Annotated in this window: 14 protein-coding genes; 5 read left to right on the plus strand and 9 right to left on the minus strand. The window is 51.2% G+C overall.

Annotation, left to right across the window (positions count from 1 at the left end):
- Positions 1-50: 50 nt before the first annotated feature.
- The 3 genes from PSH79_RS20325 to PSH79_RS20335 all read right to left on the minus strand — a co-directional run bounded on the left by PSH79_RS20325 (position 51) and on the right by PSH79_RS20335 (position 3,787).
- Positions 51-1,292, minus strand: a complete 1,242-nt coding sequence (locus tag PSH79_RS20325) for a glutamine synthetase family protein (protein WP_305444027.1) — start codon at positions 1,290-1,292, stop codon at positions 51-53.
- A gap of 201 nt (positions 1,293-1,493) precedes the next feature.
- Positions 1,494-2,186, minus strand: a complete 693-nt coding sequence (locus PSH79_RS20330; protein ID WP_305439242.1) for a sensor histidine kinase KdpD — start codon at positions 2,184-2,186, stop codon at positions 1,494-1,496.
- The gene (locus PSH79_RS20335; protein ID WP_305439244.1) at positions 2,183-3,787 is read right to left on the minus strand and encodes a tetratricopeptide repeat-containing response regulator; all 1,605 of its coding nucleotides are present in this window, start codon (positions 3,785-3,787) and stop codon (positions 2,183-2,185) included. Before PSH79_RS20335 ends, PSH79_RS20330 begins: the two co-directional genes overlap by 4 nt.
- A gap of 218 nt (positions 3,788-4,005) precedes the next feature.
- On the opposite strand from PSH79_RS20335, the gene PSH79_RS20340 reads away from it, so the two are divergent.
- The gene (locus PSH79_RS20340; RefSeq protein WP_305439245.1) at positions 4,006-5,382 is read left to right on the plus strand and encodes a lysozyme inhibitor LprI family protein; all 1,377 of its coding nucleotides are present in this window, start codon (positions 4,006-4,008) and stop codon (positions 5,380-5,382) included.
- Between the two features lie 494 nt (positions 5,383-5,876).
- Here the strand turns inward: PSH79_RS20340 and PSH79_RS20345 are convergent, their stop codons facing one another.
- The 4 genes from PSH79_RS20345 to PSH79_RS20360 all read right to left on the minus strand — a co-directional run bounded on the left by PSH79_RS20345 (position 5,877) and on the right by PSH79_RS20360 (position 12,725).
- Positions 5,877-6,491, minus strand: a complete 615-nt coding sequence (locus tag PSH79_RS20345) for a hypothetical protein (RefSeq protein ID WP_305439246.1) — start codon at positions 6,489-6,491, stop codon at positions 5,877-5,879.
- Entirely contained in the window at positions 6,475-9,816 is a 3,342-nt protein-coding gene (locus PSH79_RS20350; RefSeq protein WP_305439248.1) for a hypothetical protein, read from the minus strand. Before PSH79_RS20350 ends, PSH79_RS20345 begins: the two co-directional genes overlap by 17 nt.
- On the minus strand, positions 9,806-11,209 hold the full coding sequence (locus PSH79_RS20355; protein ID WP_305439249.1) for a site-specific integrase: 1,404 nt from the start codon (positions 11,207-11,209) through the stop codon (positions 9,806-9,808). The genes PSH79_RS20350 and PSH79_RS20355 overlap by 11 nt, the downstream gene beginning before the upstream one ends.
- A gap of 265 nt (positions 11,210-11,474) precedes the next feature.
- A complete protein-coding gene (locus PSH79_RS20360; RefSeq protein ID WP_305439250.1) occupies positions 11,475-12,725 on the minus strand; it encodes a DUF4427 domain-containing protein in 1,251 nt (416 codons plus the stop codon).
- 681 nt (positions 12,726-13,406) lie between these two features.
- Here PSH79_RS20360 and PSH79_RS20365 point away from each other — a divergent pair.
- The 4 genes from PSH79_RS20365 to PSH79_RS20380 all read left to right on the plus strand — a co-directional run bounded on the left by PSH79_RS20365 (position 13,407) and on the right by PSH79_RS20380 (position 15,672).
- Positions 13,407-14,093, plus strand: a complete 687-nt coding sequence (locus tag PSH79_RS20365; RefSeq protein ID WP_305439251.1) for a hypothetical protein — start codon at positions 13,407-13,409, stop codon at positions 14,091-14,093.
- A 239-nt stretch (positions 14,094-14,332) separates the two neighbouring features.
- Entirely contained in the window at positions 14,333-14,596 is a 264-nt protein-coding gene (locus PSH79_RS20370; RefSeq protein WP_305439252.1) for a hypothetical protein, read from the plus strand.
- A 159-nt stretch (positions 14,597-14,755) separates the two neighbouring features.
- Complete coding sequence (locus PSH79_RS20375; protein WP_305439253.1) at positions 14,756-15,073, plus strand: hypothetical protein; 318 nt, start codon at positions 14,756-14,758, stop codon at positions 15,071-15,073.
- Positions 15,070-15,672: a DUF262 domain-containing protein gene (locus tag PSH79_RS20380; protein ID WP_305439255.1), complete on the plus strand. Its 603-nt coding sequence runs from the start codon at positions 15,070-15,072 to the stop codon at positions 15,670-15,672. The genes PSH79_RS20375 and PSH79_RS20380 overlap by 4 nt, the downstream gene beginning before the upstream one ends.
- Before the next feature lie 735 nt (positions 15,673-16,407).
- Here the strand turns inward: PSH79_RS20380 and PSH79_RS20385 are convergent.
- Together PSH79_RS20385 and PSH79_RS20390 are read right to left on the minus strand one after the other, a co-directional pair.
- Entirely contained in the window at positions 16,408-17,415 is a 1,008-nt protein-coding gene (locus PSH79_RS20385) for a YiiX/YebB-like N1pC/P60 family cysteine hydrolase (protein ID WP_305439256.1), read from the minus strand.
- A gap of 72 nt (positions 17,416-17,487) precedes the next feature.
- Positions 17,488-18,531 (minus strand): hypothetical protein, encoded by a 1,044-nt coding sequence (locus PSH79_RS20390; protein ID WP_305439257.1) that lies wholly within the window; start codon positions 18,529-18,531, stop codon positions 17,488-17,490.
- Positions 18,532-18,848 lie beyond the last annotated feature (317 nt).

Below are 18,848 nucleotides of genomic sequence, written 5' to 3' on the forward strand. Positions count from 1 at the left end.
TTGCAGTGAATATCGGGCTACCAAAACGATAGCCCGATGGCGACGGTTCGTCAGGCCTGGGCTGCTAGAACACGCCGTTCCCAGGGGGTTATTTCATCAAAGAAGCTGGTCAACTCCATGGTCTTCGAAGCGATGTAGCCTTCGATGAACTCCTGTCCGAACAGTTCCCTGGCCAATTGGCTACGTTTCAGACGTTCGAGCGCGGCATGCAAGGTACACGGCAACGAAAGATTATCCGGCACCGTGAACTCGCCCTGAATCGCTTCGCTCGGCTCAAGCTCATGCTCGATCCCATGCAAACCCGCGGCCAGACTGGCGGCGATCGCCAGATACGGGTTGGCATCGGCGCCCGGCAAACGGTTTTCTACCCGACGGGCGACCGGCGAACTGGCCGGAATGCGCAGCCCGGCGGATCGGTTATCGTGCGACCAGCAGGCATTGTTCGGCGATGCATACGGATGACACAGGCGCTGATAGGAGTTCACATTCGGTGCAAACAGCGCAGTGAAGTCCGCCATGCCCGCCTGCTGCCCACCAATGAAATGGCGGAAGATTGCAGTCGGCTCACCTTTCTCGTCACTGAAAACATTCTTGCCGGTAGCAATCTCGACGAGGCTCTGGTGAATGTGCATCGAACTGCCCGGCGTATGCGCCAGCGGTTTGGCCATGCACACCACGGTCAGGCCATGTTTGAGCGCGACTTCCTTGAGCAGATGCTTGAACAGGAACGTCTGATCGGCCAGCAGCAGCGGATCACCGTGTAACAGGTTGATCTCGAACTGGCTGACGCCCATCTCGTGCATGAAGGTATCGCGCGGCAAACCGAGGGCCGCCATGCACTTATAAACTTCGCTGAAAAACGGCCGCAAACCGTTGTTGGAGCTGACGCTGAAGGCTGACAAGCCATCCTCGCGGCGGCCGTCGAGACCGACTGGCGGGCGGAACGGTTGAGTCGGATCGGTGTTCGGGGCGAAAACAAAGAATTCCAGCTCGGTCGCCACCACCGGCGCCAGGCCTCGCGCCGCGTAACGGGCGATGACTTTCTTGAGCTGGCCACGGGTCGACAGGTTGGAGCTTTCACCGGTCAGTTCATCGGCATCGCAGATCGCCAGGGCGCGTGGCTCGTCGCTCCATGGCAAAGGATGAATCTGCCCAGGGTCGGCGACCAATGCGAGGTCGCCGTCATCACTGCCGTAAAACCGCGCAGCAGGATATCCACCCATGATGCATTGCAGCAGCACTCCCCGCGCCAACTGCAAACGCCGCCCTTCGAGGAAACCTTCGGCGGTCATCACCTTGCCGCGCGGTACGCCATTCAAATCCGGCGTGACACATTCAATCTCATCAATGCCCGTCAATCGCTGCGCGAGTGAACGCTGGCCATCGGTTGTCATGACGCAATCCTTGTTGTTGTGCGAGCCGCGAACGGCGACCCGAACAAAATAGGCTCCGCCTGTTCGGAATATCAAGCAGCGTCATGCAAAAAGCCTGCATCACGGCAGGTAGAGACTGAATACCCCACCGCCCAGCGGGCCGCCGTTACGGATTTCCGTGCGCCCTTCAATACCATTGCGTTGATGCAACGCCGCAATACGCGCCGCGAAATACAAGCCGAGCCCGGTGCTGCCGCTACTGTGATTGATGCCCTGCACGTAATCGGCCTGACGTTCGAGCATCTCGGCCGGATAACCGTCGCCGTCATCGTTGATGCTCACGACCAGTTGCCCGGCCTCGTCGCTGACGGTAATCAACAGAGACTCGCGGGCATACCGAATGGCGTTGTTGATGCAGTTGCCCAGCACCGAGGCGACCAGTTCACGGTCAAAGAAACCCAGCGGACTCAGCGGATCAACTTCATACGTGGCGATGATCCCGCGACTGGCGAACACCTCTTGATGCGCCGCCAGTTGTGCTTCGATGAAATCATCCAGTTCGTGATAGGCCGGTTGCAGCGGCATCTGGTTGACGCCGAGCTTATACAGCCCGAGCAACTGCACCAGCATGCCGTTGAGGTGAGCGAACTCGAAGTCGATCACGCCCTGCTCCGTACCAGAGCGCAGCTCTTGGGGCAGACGCGCCAGCCATTGGCTGTGGGCCTGCATCAGCATGGCCAGCGAGTTCTTCATGTCATGAACGGTGGAGGCAATCACCGTGGAAAAATCCAAAGCCGGATCAACGTGGTTCATTCGCCAAACGCCTTGCTTTTCAGCTTCTGATAACGCGAGTAACGCGCGTCGGTGTCGGGCATCAGGCCGACCATTTTCAGGCAGGCCCGACATTCTTCCAGTTCCGCCGACGGCACACTGGTGTCGGTGCCGTGCAGCAGCGACTGGGCCATGTTCAGCGCGATACTGATGTTCTTCGGTTGCATCTTCAGCGCCTTGCGGAAAACCTCGCGGGCCTCCACCAGGTTGCCGGTCTTGTACACGCGCACGCCTTGACGGTTGAGGTCGGCGGCGGCATTGCTGGAACTGAGAATCGTCGGGTCATCAGTGAGCTTGGCGATGTCTTTCATCACCGCCGGATCATCGCCGTAGATTTCCGCACAGCTCTTGAGCATCGACGTGCCCGCCTCAGCCTGACCGAGCATCTGCAACTGTTTGGCGACGAGCAGCGCCGCTTCCGGACTCATGAACTGCTCCATGCCGTCGAGACGCATCATGGCTTGCTCGGTGAGCTTGTCGGCGGTTTCGGCATCGTTGAGCAGCAGGCTGGTGGCTTTCATCAAACGCGCACGAATCTGCAAACCGGGGTCGGTGGGGTTCTCTTTGGCCACTGCGCTCAGCGTTGTGTTGATCTCCAGGCGGGTCCGCGTGTCGAGACCACGCTCACTGCCCTTGCTGATCAACGCATGGGCCAGGCCGAGATTGCTTTCCGGGTCTTTGAAGCGCGACTGCGCGCCCTGCGACACAGCTTGGCGATAAGCCCGCGAGGCGGTATCAAAATCTTCGTTGGCCATCGCCAGCTTGCCGAGCAAGGCCTGCCGGCGCACGGCCAGCGGCGACAGGCGAATCGCCTCTTCAAGCACCCGCTGCGCGCCTTTGGTGTCGCCTTCGGAAACCAGCACATCGGCCATGCCGTCATACAGCGCCGGCATCATCGGGAACACCTTCAAGGCTTTTTCGTAAACGCCTTTGGCCTGCGCCACTTGCCCACGCTTGAACAGCAGTTTGCCCAGCCCGGCAAACGCCCACGGCAACGGTCGGTCAGCGATGATGCTGTCGTAGAGACGTTCCAGTGCTTCGTTCTGATTCATGTCGCGCAAGGCATCGGCGCGGTAACGCAGGCACAGCGGCGAATAACGGATGTCCTGCTTGCACAGAGCGATGCAGGCGTTAAGCACCTCGGCCGGCTTGCCACGGTCGAGGGCTTGCAGAATCGGTTTGAGCAACGTCTTGCGCTGCTCCAGACGCTCCAGCCGCTGGGCCAGGCCGGAACGGTTGAACGGTTTGGTCAGGTACGCATCCGGCTCGTGCTCCAGAGCACTGAGCACCATCGCCTGACTGGTTTCGGCCGTCACCATGACAAACACGGCTTCGTGGCTGATGAGCTTTTCCGACATCAGGTCTTCAAGCACCTGCTGGCCGTTCTTCTTGCCATCGCCGAGATGGAAATCCTGCAGGATGAAATCGTAGGACTTCTGCGCACACATCTTCAGCGCCTGCTCGCCGGTGTCGGCGGTGTCCACGTCCTTGACCCCCAGCTCGCGCAACATCGAGCGCACGGAACTGCGGAAATCCGAGAAATCATCGACGATCAGAAAACTCTTTTGGTGATACGACAGCATCGAGGATTTCCAGGCAATTGAAGTAGATGAACCGAGGCAAATTTCAGGCGCGCAGATGATAACTGCCAGCAAAATGCTATCAAGCGATTTCGCCCAAGTCTGAACTCACCGCTTGGGTTATCGGCCACAAGTGGCGTTCTCTGAAGCGGGCGCTTCAAGATTCCTTTCACTGCGATTACCCTGCGCGCCTGCCCACCTCTCAATACAAGGCTGACCTCGTGTACATCAAAGGACGCTACATCGTGTCCGCCTGTGCGCTGCTGTTTATCCAGCACGTAGCAGCGGCCGGAATGGACTGCACAAAAGCTTCGAATGTCGTGGAAAAGACCATTTGTGCGAATACCGGTTTGTATGAACTGGATACGCAGATGGGAGAGGTTTATCGGCAGTTGATGAAGGCTTCCGTCGAGACTCGACCGCAGCTGAAGGGCACGCAACGGCTTTGGTTGAAAACGCGTAATGAGTGCGCTGAGGATATTTCTTGCCTGGATCAGCGTTATCGCGAGCGGCTGAAAAGTTTGCAGGCGCAATGGACAGAAGCCGTCGCCCATCAGCCGACCGGCGTCGATAAAGAGGTGCTGGATGATCTGCAAAAACGTATTCAGATAGCCAGTCAAAATGATCCGGAGTTTGCCCTGGAACGGACGCTCGCCTCACTGTCGATAAAAAGCCCCGAGACATTGTTTTCTGCCGAGCCAGACGCCGATCAATTCTCCGACAAAACGCACTTCCCCAAAGCCATCCCCAAAGGTGTTTCCCGCAGCGAGTGGGAAGCCTTGAGTGCCACCGACTTCGACGCTGACACCGCACTGGGCCGGACCTCGTTCACGCTGCTGGATCTGGACGGCGACGGGCAACGCGACCTGATCGTCGAGACCTACACCGGCGGCACTGGCCTTTACACTTTCGTCGAAACCTTCCGCCGTGACGGCGACAAGTTCGCTCGAAGAACCCCGTCGTCCGACGGCGAATCCATTGGCGGCTCGCTCTACTCCACCAACGACCGTGGCGCCAATCAGTCGGTCAACTGGATCAGCATTCGCGGCAAGCTGTATGCCGCCTATCGCGCCGGTTCGTATGGTGTTGATCGGGTTTATTTGCTCAGCCCCCTGCAAATCAACCATGACGTGCCCATCATCGAGGTTCGCTACGACTATCAACTTCGCGTCCCCCTCACTCAGCACAAAGAGGACAACCAGAAGACGTTTAAATTGGGGCCGACCGTGCATCGGTCACTGACCCAGGCGCTGGCCCACGTGACAGAAAATCAAAGCGAGGCCAGCGAGCAGGGAACGCCGATCTGCCCCATTCCGCCAACGGCGACAGACCCCGAGGAATACTACAGTTACGGTGCCGGTTATTACGCAATCGAGTCGGTCGCCGACTTCCCGGTGATCATTGGCAAGGAGTGCCATCTCGGCCGACTGAACAATTGGTTCGGCGCCTACAGCGCGAAGGATGGACTGTACGCGCAAATGACCTTGCGCAAACCAGGCTCGGAAGAAAGCGAACGCAGTTATGAAGTCAAAGGACGCCGACATCTAGCCGGGGTAAGCACTTCGATTGGCAAGTTCGAGGAGAACGATGACAACTAGCCAAGTGACAAGGAGCGCGCTGCCAACAGTAATCTGACGCTGGAAACACCCCGCCTGCAAAAAGCCCCGGTGCAATCAAATTGCACCGGGGCTTTCTGTTTGAATTTGATGGTGTCCCAGGGCAGGTTCGAACCTGTATCTGTCAACGCTTGAGGACAAACACGGTGGTGTCCTGCTAAATCATTGTGAACTATGTTTTTTTCTGAGATTGCTTGCTGACCTCATCATGCACCTGGACGCACAAACAGGATTTGTAGATCTGAAACCTGAGACCTGAGCACCTTAGCACCTGAGCACCTGAGCACCTGAGCACTGAGCACTGAGCACTGAATAGGATGCTCAGAAATGCGTCTAGCCTGGTATCGTTTCTAACACTCAACGGATTATGTATGCAAGATGCAGCGGCGTCAGACGTCGAGCGTGAGTAAAATTAGCACTGTGTTCCTAAGCAGCATTCCTCACAACCCAAGCACGGCATTTGAAACAATTTTTAGCTAAGATGAAATGAGAGTGGATCGCCACTTCAGAAACACCGCATACAGAGACTTTTCTATTATGATTGGCCGAGAGGCGCTTGGCTCAACTAAAGCGCCGTCTTCAACAATCAAGAAACCCTTGAAGTGAACCAGCAATTTTTCAACAATGGTAAAAGCTTCAGCAGCGTCTAAGTTTTTTACTTTTGGTTCAGCGATAGCACGCTGATCGCATTCTAAGCTAGAAATCAAATCTAGATACTTACGCTCGAGCAACCGATACTTATTAGAAATAACTAGCAGTTCTAAATTTAGTTTTTTCTCAGCCTCATGATCTACGCCTACCTTCGTGCCACCCCCCATCCATTCGTCTAAATAAGAACGGTAAATCTTCGAGCGCAACAGCGTTGATGGATGACATCGCTCAATGATGGAAACTTTCATTGCAGGAAAAACAGCCTGTAGAGCGTCCAGCTCCATCAAAGTAACATCCTCCGCTAAAGCTCTTGCAAGGTAAGTCACTTTAGTAAACTTTACACATCGCCGCGTATAGCCAGCCAACGCTTTTTCAATATATTTGCACCGAATAGACATCCGCTCAGCATTAGAGTGTGGCGAATCATTTTTTCTTGTCATCTTTGCCCTCCAAACCTGTTAGCCGGTTAGCCTTTGCAAACTCAATGGTCAAATTGGAGGCCCACTCCTCATTGCTCATATTGACTAACGAAACAAACTGATCCACGTCAAATGCCACAGTGCCCAATCTGGCCCTTAACATTGAAGCTAGCCGAACAGGAGTTGAATATTCTGACGTCATCATCGCTGCCTCTAGAAGCTTTTGATCCTTAACCAAAAGAAGCCTAGTAGCCTTTTCAATTTTATATTGAAACTCTACGCTAGACGAACCTTCATACATACAAACTTCCGAGAGTCTGGTAAAAAAGAATTCGGGAGAGTCCTGATCCACCTCGTAGCGTTCCAAATCTAACAAAGCGACGCTTCTATCTATCGCAATGAGGTCAAACTCCGAATTATCTCGCAATAGGCAAATGTGTGACCAAATCGACTCCTCTAACGCTAGCCAAGCGACTGCCAGCCGCGCCTGCTGGTTGAGGCTAATTGTTAAGAAATTCATTTCGTCCAAGGTTAAATTCTTCTCTGAACGATGGGCCTCCACCTTGTTTGACAAGCCTACAAAATCTTCAACAGCTTTTTGGCGCGCCACTGATATCTCAGGAAGGTGAAATATTGAGAATAATGCGTGTGGGCATGAAGGACATATCTTTACCCCGTCGAAAGCTTCCAATATCGCCGGGGGACAAATGAAACCTTTAGTACATATATGACTAAAACAAGACTGTACGGAGTTCGCCTTGTCGGACGCGATCAAAGATGTCGGCGTTCTGGATCCGTATGTAACGCCAGCAGCGCTTGGAGAAACAAACCCAAGCCGCTGAAGACCTAACGGACTATCAGCGCCAAGTTCGCCCTTAACATCATCAACCATTTTCGACAAGCTTACGTTGCGATAAACACCATCCAGGGTACCTGCAACGTCTCTAGAGTTGAACACACCCTGAAGCTTGCGACGAATGAGATAGTCGCCCTTATTGTATTTTCGCACAGTTCCGGTCGATTGCCCTGTCAATAATATTATCGCCTCTGGACACAACGTAACACTCATCGCGGTCACGAATGACGCTCTAGCGCCGTGAGCCGTAACTTTACAACGTAGAGATAGTGGGCAATAGTCACCAACGTATATTTTTGCGCCAGGCAAAGCCTCAATGATTTTCACATCTCTAGCAAAACGCTCCAACAGTTCCTTGCTGGAAATCGCTACACCGTAGTCTTCCCAAGTGAAGTAACCACCATTCTTTTTGTGCGGCATTAAGGCTACGATATTAGGAACCTCCGCTCCAAGGGATCGTACCCAATCCTGAAAACTATAACACTGATAAGCCCAAAATTGAGCATATGTGCCATCAGTAAACGGAACCCCAGTCAATGGATCGTGCGCAAAAATTGGAGATATCAATCCCCATTTCGACTCTTCATTGAGATCATAATAAACTTGGCGACCGAAAGCCTCAACGCCTGCGCTGATCATTCGGTTGCGCCACTCTACTTGTGAATCTAATAACCAAAGCATTTGCATGATAGTAATTACGATCAAAGGTACTTTTGAAATCTTGTCTGTATTCAGCCACAGACTTACCAATTGCAGAGGATGATTAGATACATCAAAGGAGACCTTATTGTAACTCGTTGAACAAAGCCATTGTGCAGTTTGAGCCCTAGTACCAACCTCAAGCATAAAAATGCTGAACCTAGTCGCGCCAGGATTGAAATAAGTTCTCCCCTGCCAATCTAAAAAAATAAAAACTAATGGATGTACATTTTTAATGGAGCGGTAGACCCCATCCAGCAGCACGACTGGTACGTAACCAACATTTTCGAATGAGAACAACCTATTATCTTTTTTTGCCAACTCAAATTCTATCCGAAATTCCATTTCGTTCATAGCCGCCCATTCAGACACCGATTCCAAAGCATTCAAAAAGTCCACAAATAGGAGCAATTGTTCACCTGGAAAAATATTCTTCACAACGCGTGGATATTTTTTGCTTTTAGGCAGCCAGTAAATAGGCTGAACTATACCGTCACAACCAGGCATCAAAGGGATTTGAATTAAAATTTTGAAAAACACCCTGAGTGGGCTAAGCATGCCGTAAGTTTTTTTCCAGCCGACTTCAGTATAAAACTCAGTCATTGACAGGGGCCTGCCCTCTCTACTCTCAAGCTGACACCGATAATGCACTAATCCCATAAATAAATTCGGAGATTGGGGGTAGACGAATTTCGAGGCTGGATTTTCTCGAATCCATAGCGGAAGATAAATGAACAGATAAAAATTCAAACGACCAAAAGTAGTGATATAAGCTTTTATCTTCTCCAATTCTTTGTGCTGCAAAAAAAACTCAAATGCAGATGCCCAGGTAGAGAATGCCAGATTCAAATCTATGGAATGCAAGGATGGGCCAATGGCGTTTATAAGATCCATTGATCGAAAGTTATCGAAGTAGAAAAAAGCATCATTTCCGATTTTATCTACAATACCCCTTGACACACTAATTGCACTTCCTCCAGAACCGACAGCGACTTTTATTGAATTAATTTTTTCTTGCTGACGACGCTCAGCGTTTATGCCAGACAGCAAAGAACCATCCCATGTCTTTACTGACTCAGCAACGTGCTTTGGAAAATAACTTACTACCTCCTTTACAATACTTTCGAGTGGAAACGTCGCAGTGCCAAGGCTCTGCTGACGCTTGCGTATAAAAACCGCCCATGCATCCAAATCTGTACAGCTAATACATTCAGGGGAATACCAGGTTGACGCCAGTATGAGTCGAACGCCTGCTTGAAACGTTCTACCATTTCGATTTTTAATCGAATCAGAAACTTGCTTGTAAGACAACGTATCTCGCCGCATCTTACGAAACACTTCTATCAGCGGAGTGTATATATTACCATTCGCAGCCTCATTTTCGATCCATACTGCCCAAGGTGGCGAAAAGTCAATCGGCAGCAGTAGCGCCCCAGCCCTGTGCAGCAAGATAAAAAAAACTTTGAGAAAGTTCTTTTGGTGTTTAACGCTACCCACTCCCACCAGTTGCTCCTTCCCCCAGTCGGTAGTAAAGCCTGGAATTATGCATTCGACGGGCCCGGGTGCGATGAGGAAGTTTAGCCATGACAGCAAGATGGGCTCCACGGGATGCACATTACCCAAACAAACTTTAAAGGACTCGGCGACGCTACGCAGAGCACCTTTATGCTTTTTCGTAGGAGTAGTAGAGTTAACAAAGAAATCAGCAGCCGTTTTCAAACAGCTGTCAAAGTCGTACGCTAGCTCCCTAGTTTCCTTTAAGAACACCAAAGAGTCAGAATCATTGATCATACGACTTCCTCTTATTTAGCTGAGCTCGGAAGTCCTCCAAACGTTCCTCTAAGAATTTAATCTTTAGCTCAAGCTCAGAACCAGGAGTGCGTGTACGACGCGAAACATTGGCATAGTAAATTTTTTCCAGCAAAGCCTGATAGTCAGTCACGGCGTAAACTCGAAGAGCTTCAACTGACGTATGCCCGGTAAGGGCCATGAGTTCGAAATCGTCCAACCCCACGCCTGTCGCATGTTCAACGTAGTTTTTCATAAAATAAATATAACTGTGTCTTAAACTATGGGGCGCTAACCCGCTGCCATCTAAAGAATGTCGATCACAAACTACCTTCACAGCCCTAAGAAATGGTCGATAGATAGCAGAACTGTAATCTGACAAAAATAGTGGCCTTCCGTTTTCATCTTGAAAGACAAATTTATGACCTACATATGATTTAGCCTCCAGTGACAAGTATTTCTCAAGATGATAAAAAAACCTTTCACCGTAGGGTTCAAGGAAAACCGTTAGCGGCGTATCTCTCCCTTTCCATTCAAGTTTTTTGATTTCACGCTCGCTTAGCCCTCGATAAGCAGTGGATTCTCGACTCGAGGGATTTACGAGAAGTACACTTCCAGCACCGTAATCAATATCCCCGAAAATTATCTGATCTGCTTCCGACTCCCTGCTGCCTACTCCAGCCATAAGCGACCAAAGCGCCGCGTCACGGTGGCAGCGAGCGCAATCGATGAGCTCATTAATATGTTCTAGAGGGAAAAATTTTGGCGGGATGATCAGTGCGGATTTGACACCCATGTGTGCCGTAAGACTTGGCTTTGCCTTTGGTGAACTCCCATATAAGCCGAAGTCGGCTACTGGCTTTCTCTTGACACCGAAGACTTTAAGATTTGCCAACTGGCTTAACTCGACCACAAACTCATCATCTATTTGCTCAATAAATTCGATACCTGAGTCGGAATACTGACGTATACGTGCCACGTGAACCTCTGCTTCATCTATCAATGCCTTTACAGCGCTATTGTAGGCCAGAGCGCTGTTACGGCTGATCATTGGCGATGGCCTATGCAAGCAAATTTGCTTAACGAGCGATGATGAGGACGAGCTACCAAATCGGAGATAATCTCCATAATGCAGGAATAAAACTTTAATCGAGCCCGCATTCTCTCCGAGAACTTTAAAACCCTCGAAAATATAATCTAGAAATATTACGCAACGATATAAATAATCACCAATAGAATTAGAGCTATAATTACGATCAACAAGAGACTGGCAAAACAGATCAAAAAAAAAGAATTTTCGAGCTATCGCGCCTCCACTAACAAAGTAAAGTTCAAGAATTTCCTTACCGCGATAGACACTTTTCATTGAAGTGAAATTAATTAACTTTGCATTCATGTTCGTCCCCCCCCCTACCTCTTTATGCAGCAATCAGGCACGGCGATACTCGCCTTACTCCCGCTCCTGACACTCCTCCAACCATTACGCCTGCGTATCCCTTTGGAAGAGCACGGCAGCTGTACAGTGTCGGATGAACATTAATGGAGAGTGCGTACTACATATCGCAGGTCTGCACTATGACGATAATTGAGAGGTGATCACCAATAAACCAACTTTCCGATGGCAAACCTCAACAAACTGGATGACGCATTTTTCAACCCTTTCAGAAGACAGTGTCCTCCTCGTCTGGCTCATCCGTGATCCGATAGAACCCACTCCATGGGTGACCGCAATAGCTTGGAAGATCATCGGGGAGCCAGGATTCGCGCACGCTGAAATAAGAGCAAGCCACGCCGTGCTCTTGCTCTAGTTGCTTGCATAGCGTTTTGACGATCAGTTGCCGCTCGCGCAGATCGCGCCCACGGCCAAGTTCGTTCAACGTACCAAGGTACCGACCAGACTTGTTCACAACCACACGTCCCCCCTTCAAAAGCGCTCGCACATAAGGATGGGAGTTATCCTCGAAGTAAACCCAACAGCCGCCACGTTCTTGAGTCTCATTTTTCGCAGATGAAGCCTCAAGAGCAGAAACGCGTACCGTGAAATCTGCCACAGCGACGGCGGCAGCTTCATCGGAAACCGTCATGCAAGATTTGAAGTCAAAGCACGCCGCTCTCATCGAAGCTTCCTGCTCTGCGGCAGTAAGCCCATCCAGTTCCGCCGGCAATCGCTCACAGACCAGGAGATGGTCAAAGTGATCTACCGATACAAGCCGCTGGTCGATAAGGGACAAGATGTCGTACTGAAGCCTCAAGGCATCAGCCTCGGTGGCTACTACCACACCGATTTGTGACCACTTCTTTTGGGTCAGATCTAGCCCCGGCAGCTTGTCTCCAAGGTGCCCTTCTTGCTCAATTTTCTCGATGGCGCGGCGATAATTCCGGGTATAAGGCCAGCGCCATTCCAACTCCGCCGTCTGATTACCGAAGATATCAAGCTGACCATCCAGATAGCGGTACTGACTGCGCCAAATCTCTTCTTGGGTCACAGGCTCTGACGGGTGACTTGCTTGAAGCATCGCTCGTAGGTTTTCACCCTGAACTACCTTCGTTGCGCCAGCTTGCTCCGCTGAAGGCGTAGGGAACGTGATCGCGTATTGAGTGACTACGCCGCTAGCCGCTGCCAAGCCATCACGAACAGCGACTAAATCAGAGACGCTAAAACCTGAAAAACAAACAGCAGGATGGCTTCCCTGAATCGTCGCATGCCCATTCCTGACGCCGAAGGTGGCCCAGATGTGATGGAAGCGAATAGCAACCCTCAATAGGAACCGTCCAGGCCAGCAATCTTCAGCCCAACAGTTAAGAGCGAAACTTTCCGGTATGAAATCGGGCCGTGAGCCGCTAGTGAGATCGACGTCTCGAAAATAATGTACGACGCGATTGGGCTGTTCGACATCAGTTCGCTGCGCCATATGAGCTCCTTTTTTTAGGACAAGCGGCCTTCGCCTCTTAATTAGAGGTTTTTGATGAGAGTGTTTTTGTACCCTTGTAGTGCATAAAAAATAGACCACCCAAGCACTTCAGGCAAGTAACCACGCACAAAAAAAATATAAACTTCTCACACCAAAAAATAATTATGCACTTATTGACTCATACACATAACACCAAAATAAAATCAAATACATCACAAGCATAAATCAATCAACAATACGTATAAATCTTTGTCAATGATCCTTCCACCAAACCAACAATCCCCCTAAATAGCAATACGCTCTCATAATTACGACCCCATATTTCCGTGCCAATAGATCGTCTAGCTTTTCTATCTATATCAATGGCTTGGTAGCCCCCCACCTCTTTGGTCGGCGCTTACTCACCCAAGACATCCTCATGCCGCCCTTACAGACTTACATTCAGTCTCCAATTTTTCCCGACCGACAAGCTAAAGCGCACGACTTACAATGACAAACGAAAGGTATATATATCAAACGCTCTTCATAGGCTTATATCGCTATCAAATAGTGCAATGAAGGGGCATGGGTATACTTTCACGATACTGTTCATCCGTCGCAAAACTTGTAGACACCTCTGTTATTTCTTGACCACTTCACCCCCTTGGTCTTCAGTTCCGCTACTACCTAGGAGATAAGTCCATGAGATTTTCAACCTTGTTCCACCCGGAATGCGCTCCCGTAGCTCTCGATGATACTTTCCACTACGTCGTGCTCAGCGCTCTTCAGTGGAAAACACCCAATCTTGATCTGCTGGTATCTGCCGGCAAGCAGCGCTTCGCCGTTCTTTATAACCAACCGTTAGAGGAGAGATTCGCCTTTGAGACTCTCGAACAGGCTCACATCCAGGGCGCAATGTCTGGAGTGAAACTGGTTGCTGTCCACAAAGGCGTACTTCGTATCTTCTTGAGTGACGAGGTGGAGGGCGCCACCTTCCCAGCCATCGAAGCCTTGTGGGAACCGATCAAAGAACTGGAACTCAATCGACGGCTGGAGGTGGATTTTTCGTGTGAACATGAAGTCTATTCTGGCCGTTCCGAATACTTGTTCTGGTCTGCAGTCAAGGAAGTGCTTGAGTCGAATAGACTGGGGATTGAGCGGTATGAAACACCCGTTCTCCATGACTGCGCAGAGGAATTATCTAGCGGCGATGACCCGTCATCTCATCAGTATCATATTGATATCCGTCAGTCTTTCTCCTCTGAAGCAGTAATGCCCACCGGAATCTGCCCGCACGTACTGGAGCATGTAGATTCCATGGTCGGTCACTCCAGCACTTCAATGTTGGAGTGTTACATCTGCCCGCCTCAAAAATGGAAGATGCCTTAGAAGTTTCGTCGAACTGCCATAGGACTGGTCGAAGCATCGCCACATTTGAGAACGGTGTTGAGCGCTCTCCAGTGGAAAGACGCCAACCTTGAGGTAATGACCAAGGCAGCCAAGCAACGCTTTGCCGTCCTGGCACTACCGGGCTTCCATCCTCGCGTCTGCGCGCTCCGCTTGCCAGTGGTACGACAAATCAAAAGCCTCATCAAACACTCGCGAACACACCTCAAAGAGAGGCACCGATGCAGCAGCAGTCTCCATACGTAATACATCGCGAAATCCTACTCAACGGCATGTATGGAACAGCCTATCGGTTGCAAGAGTTCGTCCTCTATCAGCTTGATCCTTGTAGGTACACTTTCGACATCGATGAGCATCGCGGAGGGTTCGACAGTATTCACCTTCAGATCTATCAGGATATGAAGCTGTGGTTCTGGGACAACGGCCCATCAAGCGCAGGTTTTAAAGAAATCGCCGAAGCACTTCAAGCCAGATACACCGGGTAAGAAATCGGTTTTCAAACACTGTAGCTAGGTAACAGTCCTCCAACAAATCAGTCCCTGCAGCTGCGCTTGGGCAAACCTATATCTCTTCAAAAAAATCGCTTCAGGCTCAAGGTTTTCCGAATCCAACCGTTTGTGATGGATAAGTACCTTTTTTGAGCGATGGCTTTGACCCTCTCTACACATGACTTCGCACAGCGCCTGAGCGGCGCCTTTTCGTTCCCCTGCACGATTCTCGGCAACCGCCTACGGTGCACTTGGGAGCGGCTGATCAGCTACATCGAATCGTCAACCTGCACAGCCGAATTCAACAAAGCGGCGGCCTATGCCGTGGGCTATGCACATGCTTTGGCCGATAGCGGGCAGATCGATATTTCCACAGATCGGGATCTGCTGATCATTGCAACGATGGATGCATGGAGATGCGCCCTTACTTACCCGAATACTTCGACCAACCTGAGCCACCTAGGAACACCATGACTTCCTTTTTTAGACGCTACGCCGACGGCGCAACATCAGACCGGCACATCCATATGCCTCAGCGTCTTCTGCCCACGACCGTCAGTCATTGTCCCCTCGAAGTCTTAGTGGGCCATTGGGAAAAGTATCTCGTAGACCCCTCGTCTGCTCGTGAGCATTTTCCATGGGCAGCGCGATTCGTTATGGGCATGCCAGTTCCAAACTGGGCGCGCGGTCTGGAGTGGAACCTCGGACAGAAGTCTCGTTTCATCTCTGCAGTATGGTCAGGCGGGGATCTGGGTAGCTACCTCACGAATGACTGGTACGAGCCAAAGATCGGTAGCAGGGCATTGGCCGAAAACAGTGAAATTTTGATTGATGGCCAACAACGTCTTACCAGCCTTGAAGAGTATTTCCTCGACCGCCTTGCAGTCCCGGACGCGCAAGGACAGCCGAGGATTTGGTCTGAGCTCGGCAACGGCGAAAGGAAGCGCTTTCTGTCGACGATCTTTACCCATGTCAGGGTGTCGTCTGGTGACGAGGTGGCATTGCGCAGGACATACGATCTTTGCGCGCTGGGCGTAGTACCTCGGTCATTTGATCAACGAGCTGTTCGGTAACATTTGCGTTGCCAGTTGTTGGGCGTACCCCTCCGGGGGCGGCTGTCGTAAACCGAGCCCCGTGCTGACGGGTCTCGGCCCTCCGGGCTTCCATCCTTACGCTCTTCGACCATCATGGTCTGCGCGCTCCGCTTGCGGAGCGATCAAACTCACCTTCTTACTTGGACATTGACTACCGCTCCCACATACTGCTGAGCATCCGATCAAAGATGAGGCCGGGCAAATGGGTTGGCTCTTTTGGAGAGACAAGCGCCCCGCGTGGGTGCAGGCGGAAGAGCGGGAATTCATCAAGGCTGCGAACAGCCTAAAATCGCTCCAGATAACGCCTCGCGGTGGCATGCGCATAGACCCCGAGGAGATCAGGGATCAGATCCTAGAGTCACGAGAACGATACAAAGATCTGGTGAAGAGATAGCCGTGGCGAAGGGTCAACAGGCTCGGTGCCTGACTCCGCTGTTCACGCGGGAGCGGTTTGGTGCGCGCCCTTTGCGGGGAGTGGCTCTCGTGAGCCGAGCCCTGTCAAAACTTGCGTTTCGGCCATTCGAGCATCCATCCTGCACGCTGCGTCCTCCGCTTCCGCCTGTCACCCTCACTATTCGACACACCAAATTCGCGCTCGAGGAACACTCAGCCTTAGTCAACCAGGCTCACGGCTCGCTAATTATCGAGACTCCCTCTCTGCTGGCAACCCGACCAGACTGCAAAAAAGTCTTGATGGGCTCGAGCTCATTTTTCTTACAAACCTTTCCCTTCGAGTCTGCGGATAACCAACTGGGCCGACTCCATCCTCTTCGTATGGAGTTCAACCAGTAGCTTGTAGAGTTCATGCTCAAGCTGAAAGTAACGGCGCGGGAACCGCCCATTGAGTTCACGGTATTGTGAATGGCAAAAAGAAAATCGTTTAACCGCCTCTTTTGCACTACCAACTTCATATCGAGCGGAGTCGACCACCTTATCAGTGGGGAGAACCAGATTCAGAAAGCTATCAGAGCTATAGCGCCATGGGTTGATAGAAACATCCAACCTCCAAAAATCAAGGTAGCCTGAGCGCTGTAATGCTTCCGAAATGGCGTCGTCGTACTCTGGATGATCCACTACACACTGCGCGACCTGTTCATGCATCTGGATGTCTAATCCGGAAATTTTCCGTACATCCTCGAGAAACTGATTGGTGCCACGTCGTTGTACTTCAAGTGGATTGAAGCTATTGGCAAATTCGACTTCGCTTGGTGACGCCTCGCGCGCGCACCCAGGTACCTCAATGAGTACAGAGGACTCAAAAATATCCTGAGGCGTACAGTAGTTGGCGTCGGCCACCAAAGGGAAAGCGGCCTCAGCAAAAGCTAGGGCCACAAGGCGTGAACAGAACTGTCGGTTTTTTAGATCACTCCTCAGCTTTTTTACAATAACGCCAGCAGCCTCTCGCTTGGAATACTGCGTTCCGACCTTGCGGCGAGCATAAGTGACGACCTCGCTCACGATACTACTTCGATTCAGCCGCTCTACTCGCAATACGGTCGCACGGCTAGGCGAATCCAGCAAAAGGCGCTGAAGGTTGTCGGCATGGACACCCGTCAAGTCAGAGTGAATATAACTCCCTCCCCCCACGTAAAGCATGGCATGAGAGTAATCACTTTTGATCAGCTTACGAATGCCGACACTGGGGATTTCCCCCACACTTGTTAGAAGAATGTCTCCCACCTCAAGCTTGGAAATGTCCAGTACGTACTGTTTAGTCGGCATTGAATAATCCTTTTTTGTTGTCGAAAACTCAGCTCACTGCGGAAGGGCAAGGTACTTTAGGTTTCGACAGGATCAATCTTCACGCATGAATTTTTCATACGCATAAGCGTGATAGGAGCATCGACCATCGTTATCTTGATCTTCTTGTCCCAGTGCCTCACCGCAGTCTTCGCATTCGGTGTAATCCAGTTCGCTAGCGCACCACAGGCAAGCTTGATGCTCGACGACGAAAGCTTCACGGTCACACTCGATACAACGCTCCAGAGTGGGTTCTTCGCCATCACGTGGATCATAGCTGTGCGCTTTACCTAGTGCTTCCAGTAACAACGGCGCAATTAGCTCTCGATGGCCGCACTTGACGCACATCGCGAAAAAGCGCGTGTCATCGGACTCGACGGTCTCGCCAGCATCGATGTTCTCCTGATCCGGCTTCAGGAGTGTGGAAGCGCATTCAGAGCATTTACATGTCTCCAGCCACTCGTACATTCCATCAGGAACTCCAGCTTCCGCCCAGGCCTCGTCGCACTCCTCTTTGATTTCCGCGACGAAGTCGTGATGGAGCAGCATGATTTGCCAGGCTTCACCCAGAATGGCAGCAGGTTCTTCCTCAAGCTCATCGCGAATGAAGTCTCGAAGTATCGGAAATAATTCCGCTACAAAATCGGCGACTTCGCCCAGAGTATGGGCTGGGTGAAGGTGCTCCAGGTGGTTGCGGCATGACTGAAGCTTGTATATGACATCCCAATCGATCTCGATATCAAAAGCATCAAAACGCTTTTTGATCGTTGCCACATCAATGGTTGTGTCCCTGAAGCGCCCGACAGGCTGCCAGGTGACTCCACCGTCGCCGTCTGGGCTTGGCAGAACTTCTGGAGGGTTAAATATCAGGGCAGCCGCGTCGGCTGGGTGATCAACGCTGCTTGCAATTTTGTACTTGAAAAGCAGCAGAACCCCAGCGAAGAGATTCCGGATCGAAGAGAGCGCTCTGGCCGGGTCGGGATTCTCGCCACCCTGGCTGCGTTCGAAGTCCTCCACGCCAAGACGAATTGATGTAAGGGCGTTTTCGCGCAATTTCGCGGCGTCAAGAGTCGGCTTGGTTCTTTGTTTTTGAGCCACTTCAGAAATCCTTATCGATGATGGCTATCTGAATTGAAATAGTAAGCCAGCTTCAACCGGCATTTTCCAGTCTCGATGTTTGTCAGGGCCGTCCATATTCCTGCCATTTGTAGCGCTGCGGTAGGCAGGACAAACTCTTCACGTTGCGGGCACTAGCTAAAAACGTAAGCTATATGCTCGGTTGTGCTTATAAGGTACTTAGAGTTCTGGAGGGCTTCACTCTGCATGCAAGCAACGTTCTGTCCCTTCGGCCCCAAATTAGTGGCATTCTGTTACCATGCGCTGCGTAAGTCTGTAACGACTTCACTGAATACAAC

This window comes from Pseudomonas sp. FP2196 (assembly GCF_030687715.1).
Classification (GTDB): Bacteria; Pseudomonadota; Gammaproteobacteria; order Pseudomonadales; family Pseudomonadaceae; genus Aquipseudomonas.

What these genes read in the sequence shown, in the direction of transcription:
- PSH79_RS20325 (WP_305444027.1), bottom strand. Translation starts at nt 1,292, where the DNA reads ATGACCGCCGAAGGTTTCCTCGAAGGGCGGCGTTTGCAGTTGGCGCGG.
- PSH79_RS20330 (WP_305439242.1), bottom strand. Translation starts at nt 2,186, where the DNA reads ATGAACCACGTTGATCCGGCTTTGGATTTTTCCACGGTGATTGCCTCC.
- PSH79_RS20335 (WP_305439244.1), bottom strand. Translation starts at nt 3,787, where the DNA reads ATGCTGTCGTATCACCAAAAGAGTTTTCTGATCGTCGATGATTTCTCG.
- PSH79_RS20345 (WP_305439246.1), bottom strand. Translation starts at nt 6,491, where the DNA reads ATGACAAGAAAAAATGATTCGCCACACTCTAATGCTGAGCGGATGTCT.
- PSH79_RS20350 (WP_305439248.1), bottom strand. Translation starts at nt 9,816, where the DNA reads ATGATCAATGATTCTGACTCTTTGGTGTTCTTAAAGGAAACTAGGGAG.
- PSH79_RS20355 (WP_305439249.1), bottom strand. Translation starts at nt 11,209, where the DNA reads ATGAATGCAAAGTTAATTAATTTCACTTCAATGAAAAGTGTCTATCGC.
- PSH79_RS20360 (WP_305439250.1), bottom strand. Translation starts at nt 12,725, where the DNA reads ATGGCGCAGCGAACTGATGTCGAACAGCCCAATCGCGTCGTACATTAT.
- PSH79_RS20365 (WP_305439251.1), top strand. Translation starts at nt 13,407, where the DNA reads ATGAGATTTTCAACCTTGTTCCACCCGGAATGCGCTCCCGTAGCTCTC.
- PSH79_RS20370 (WP_305439252.1), top strand. Translation starts at nt 14,333, where the DNA reads ATGCAGCAGCAGTCTCCATACGTAATACATCGCGAAATCCTACTCAAC.
- PSH79_RS20375 (WP_305439253.1), top strand. Translation starts at nt 14,756, where the DNA reads ATGGCTTTGACCCTCTCTACACATGACTTCGCACAGCGCCTGAGCGGC.
- PSH79_RS20380 (WP_305439255.1), top strand. Translation starts at nt 15,070, where the DNA reads ATGACTTCCTTTTTTAGACGCTACGCCGACGGCGCAACATCAGACCGG.
- PSH79_RS20385 (WP_305439256.1), bottom strand. Translation starts at nt 17,415, where the DNA reads ATGCCGACTAAACAGTACGTACTGGACATTTCCAAGCTTGAGGTGGGA.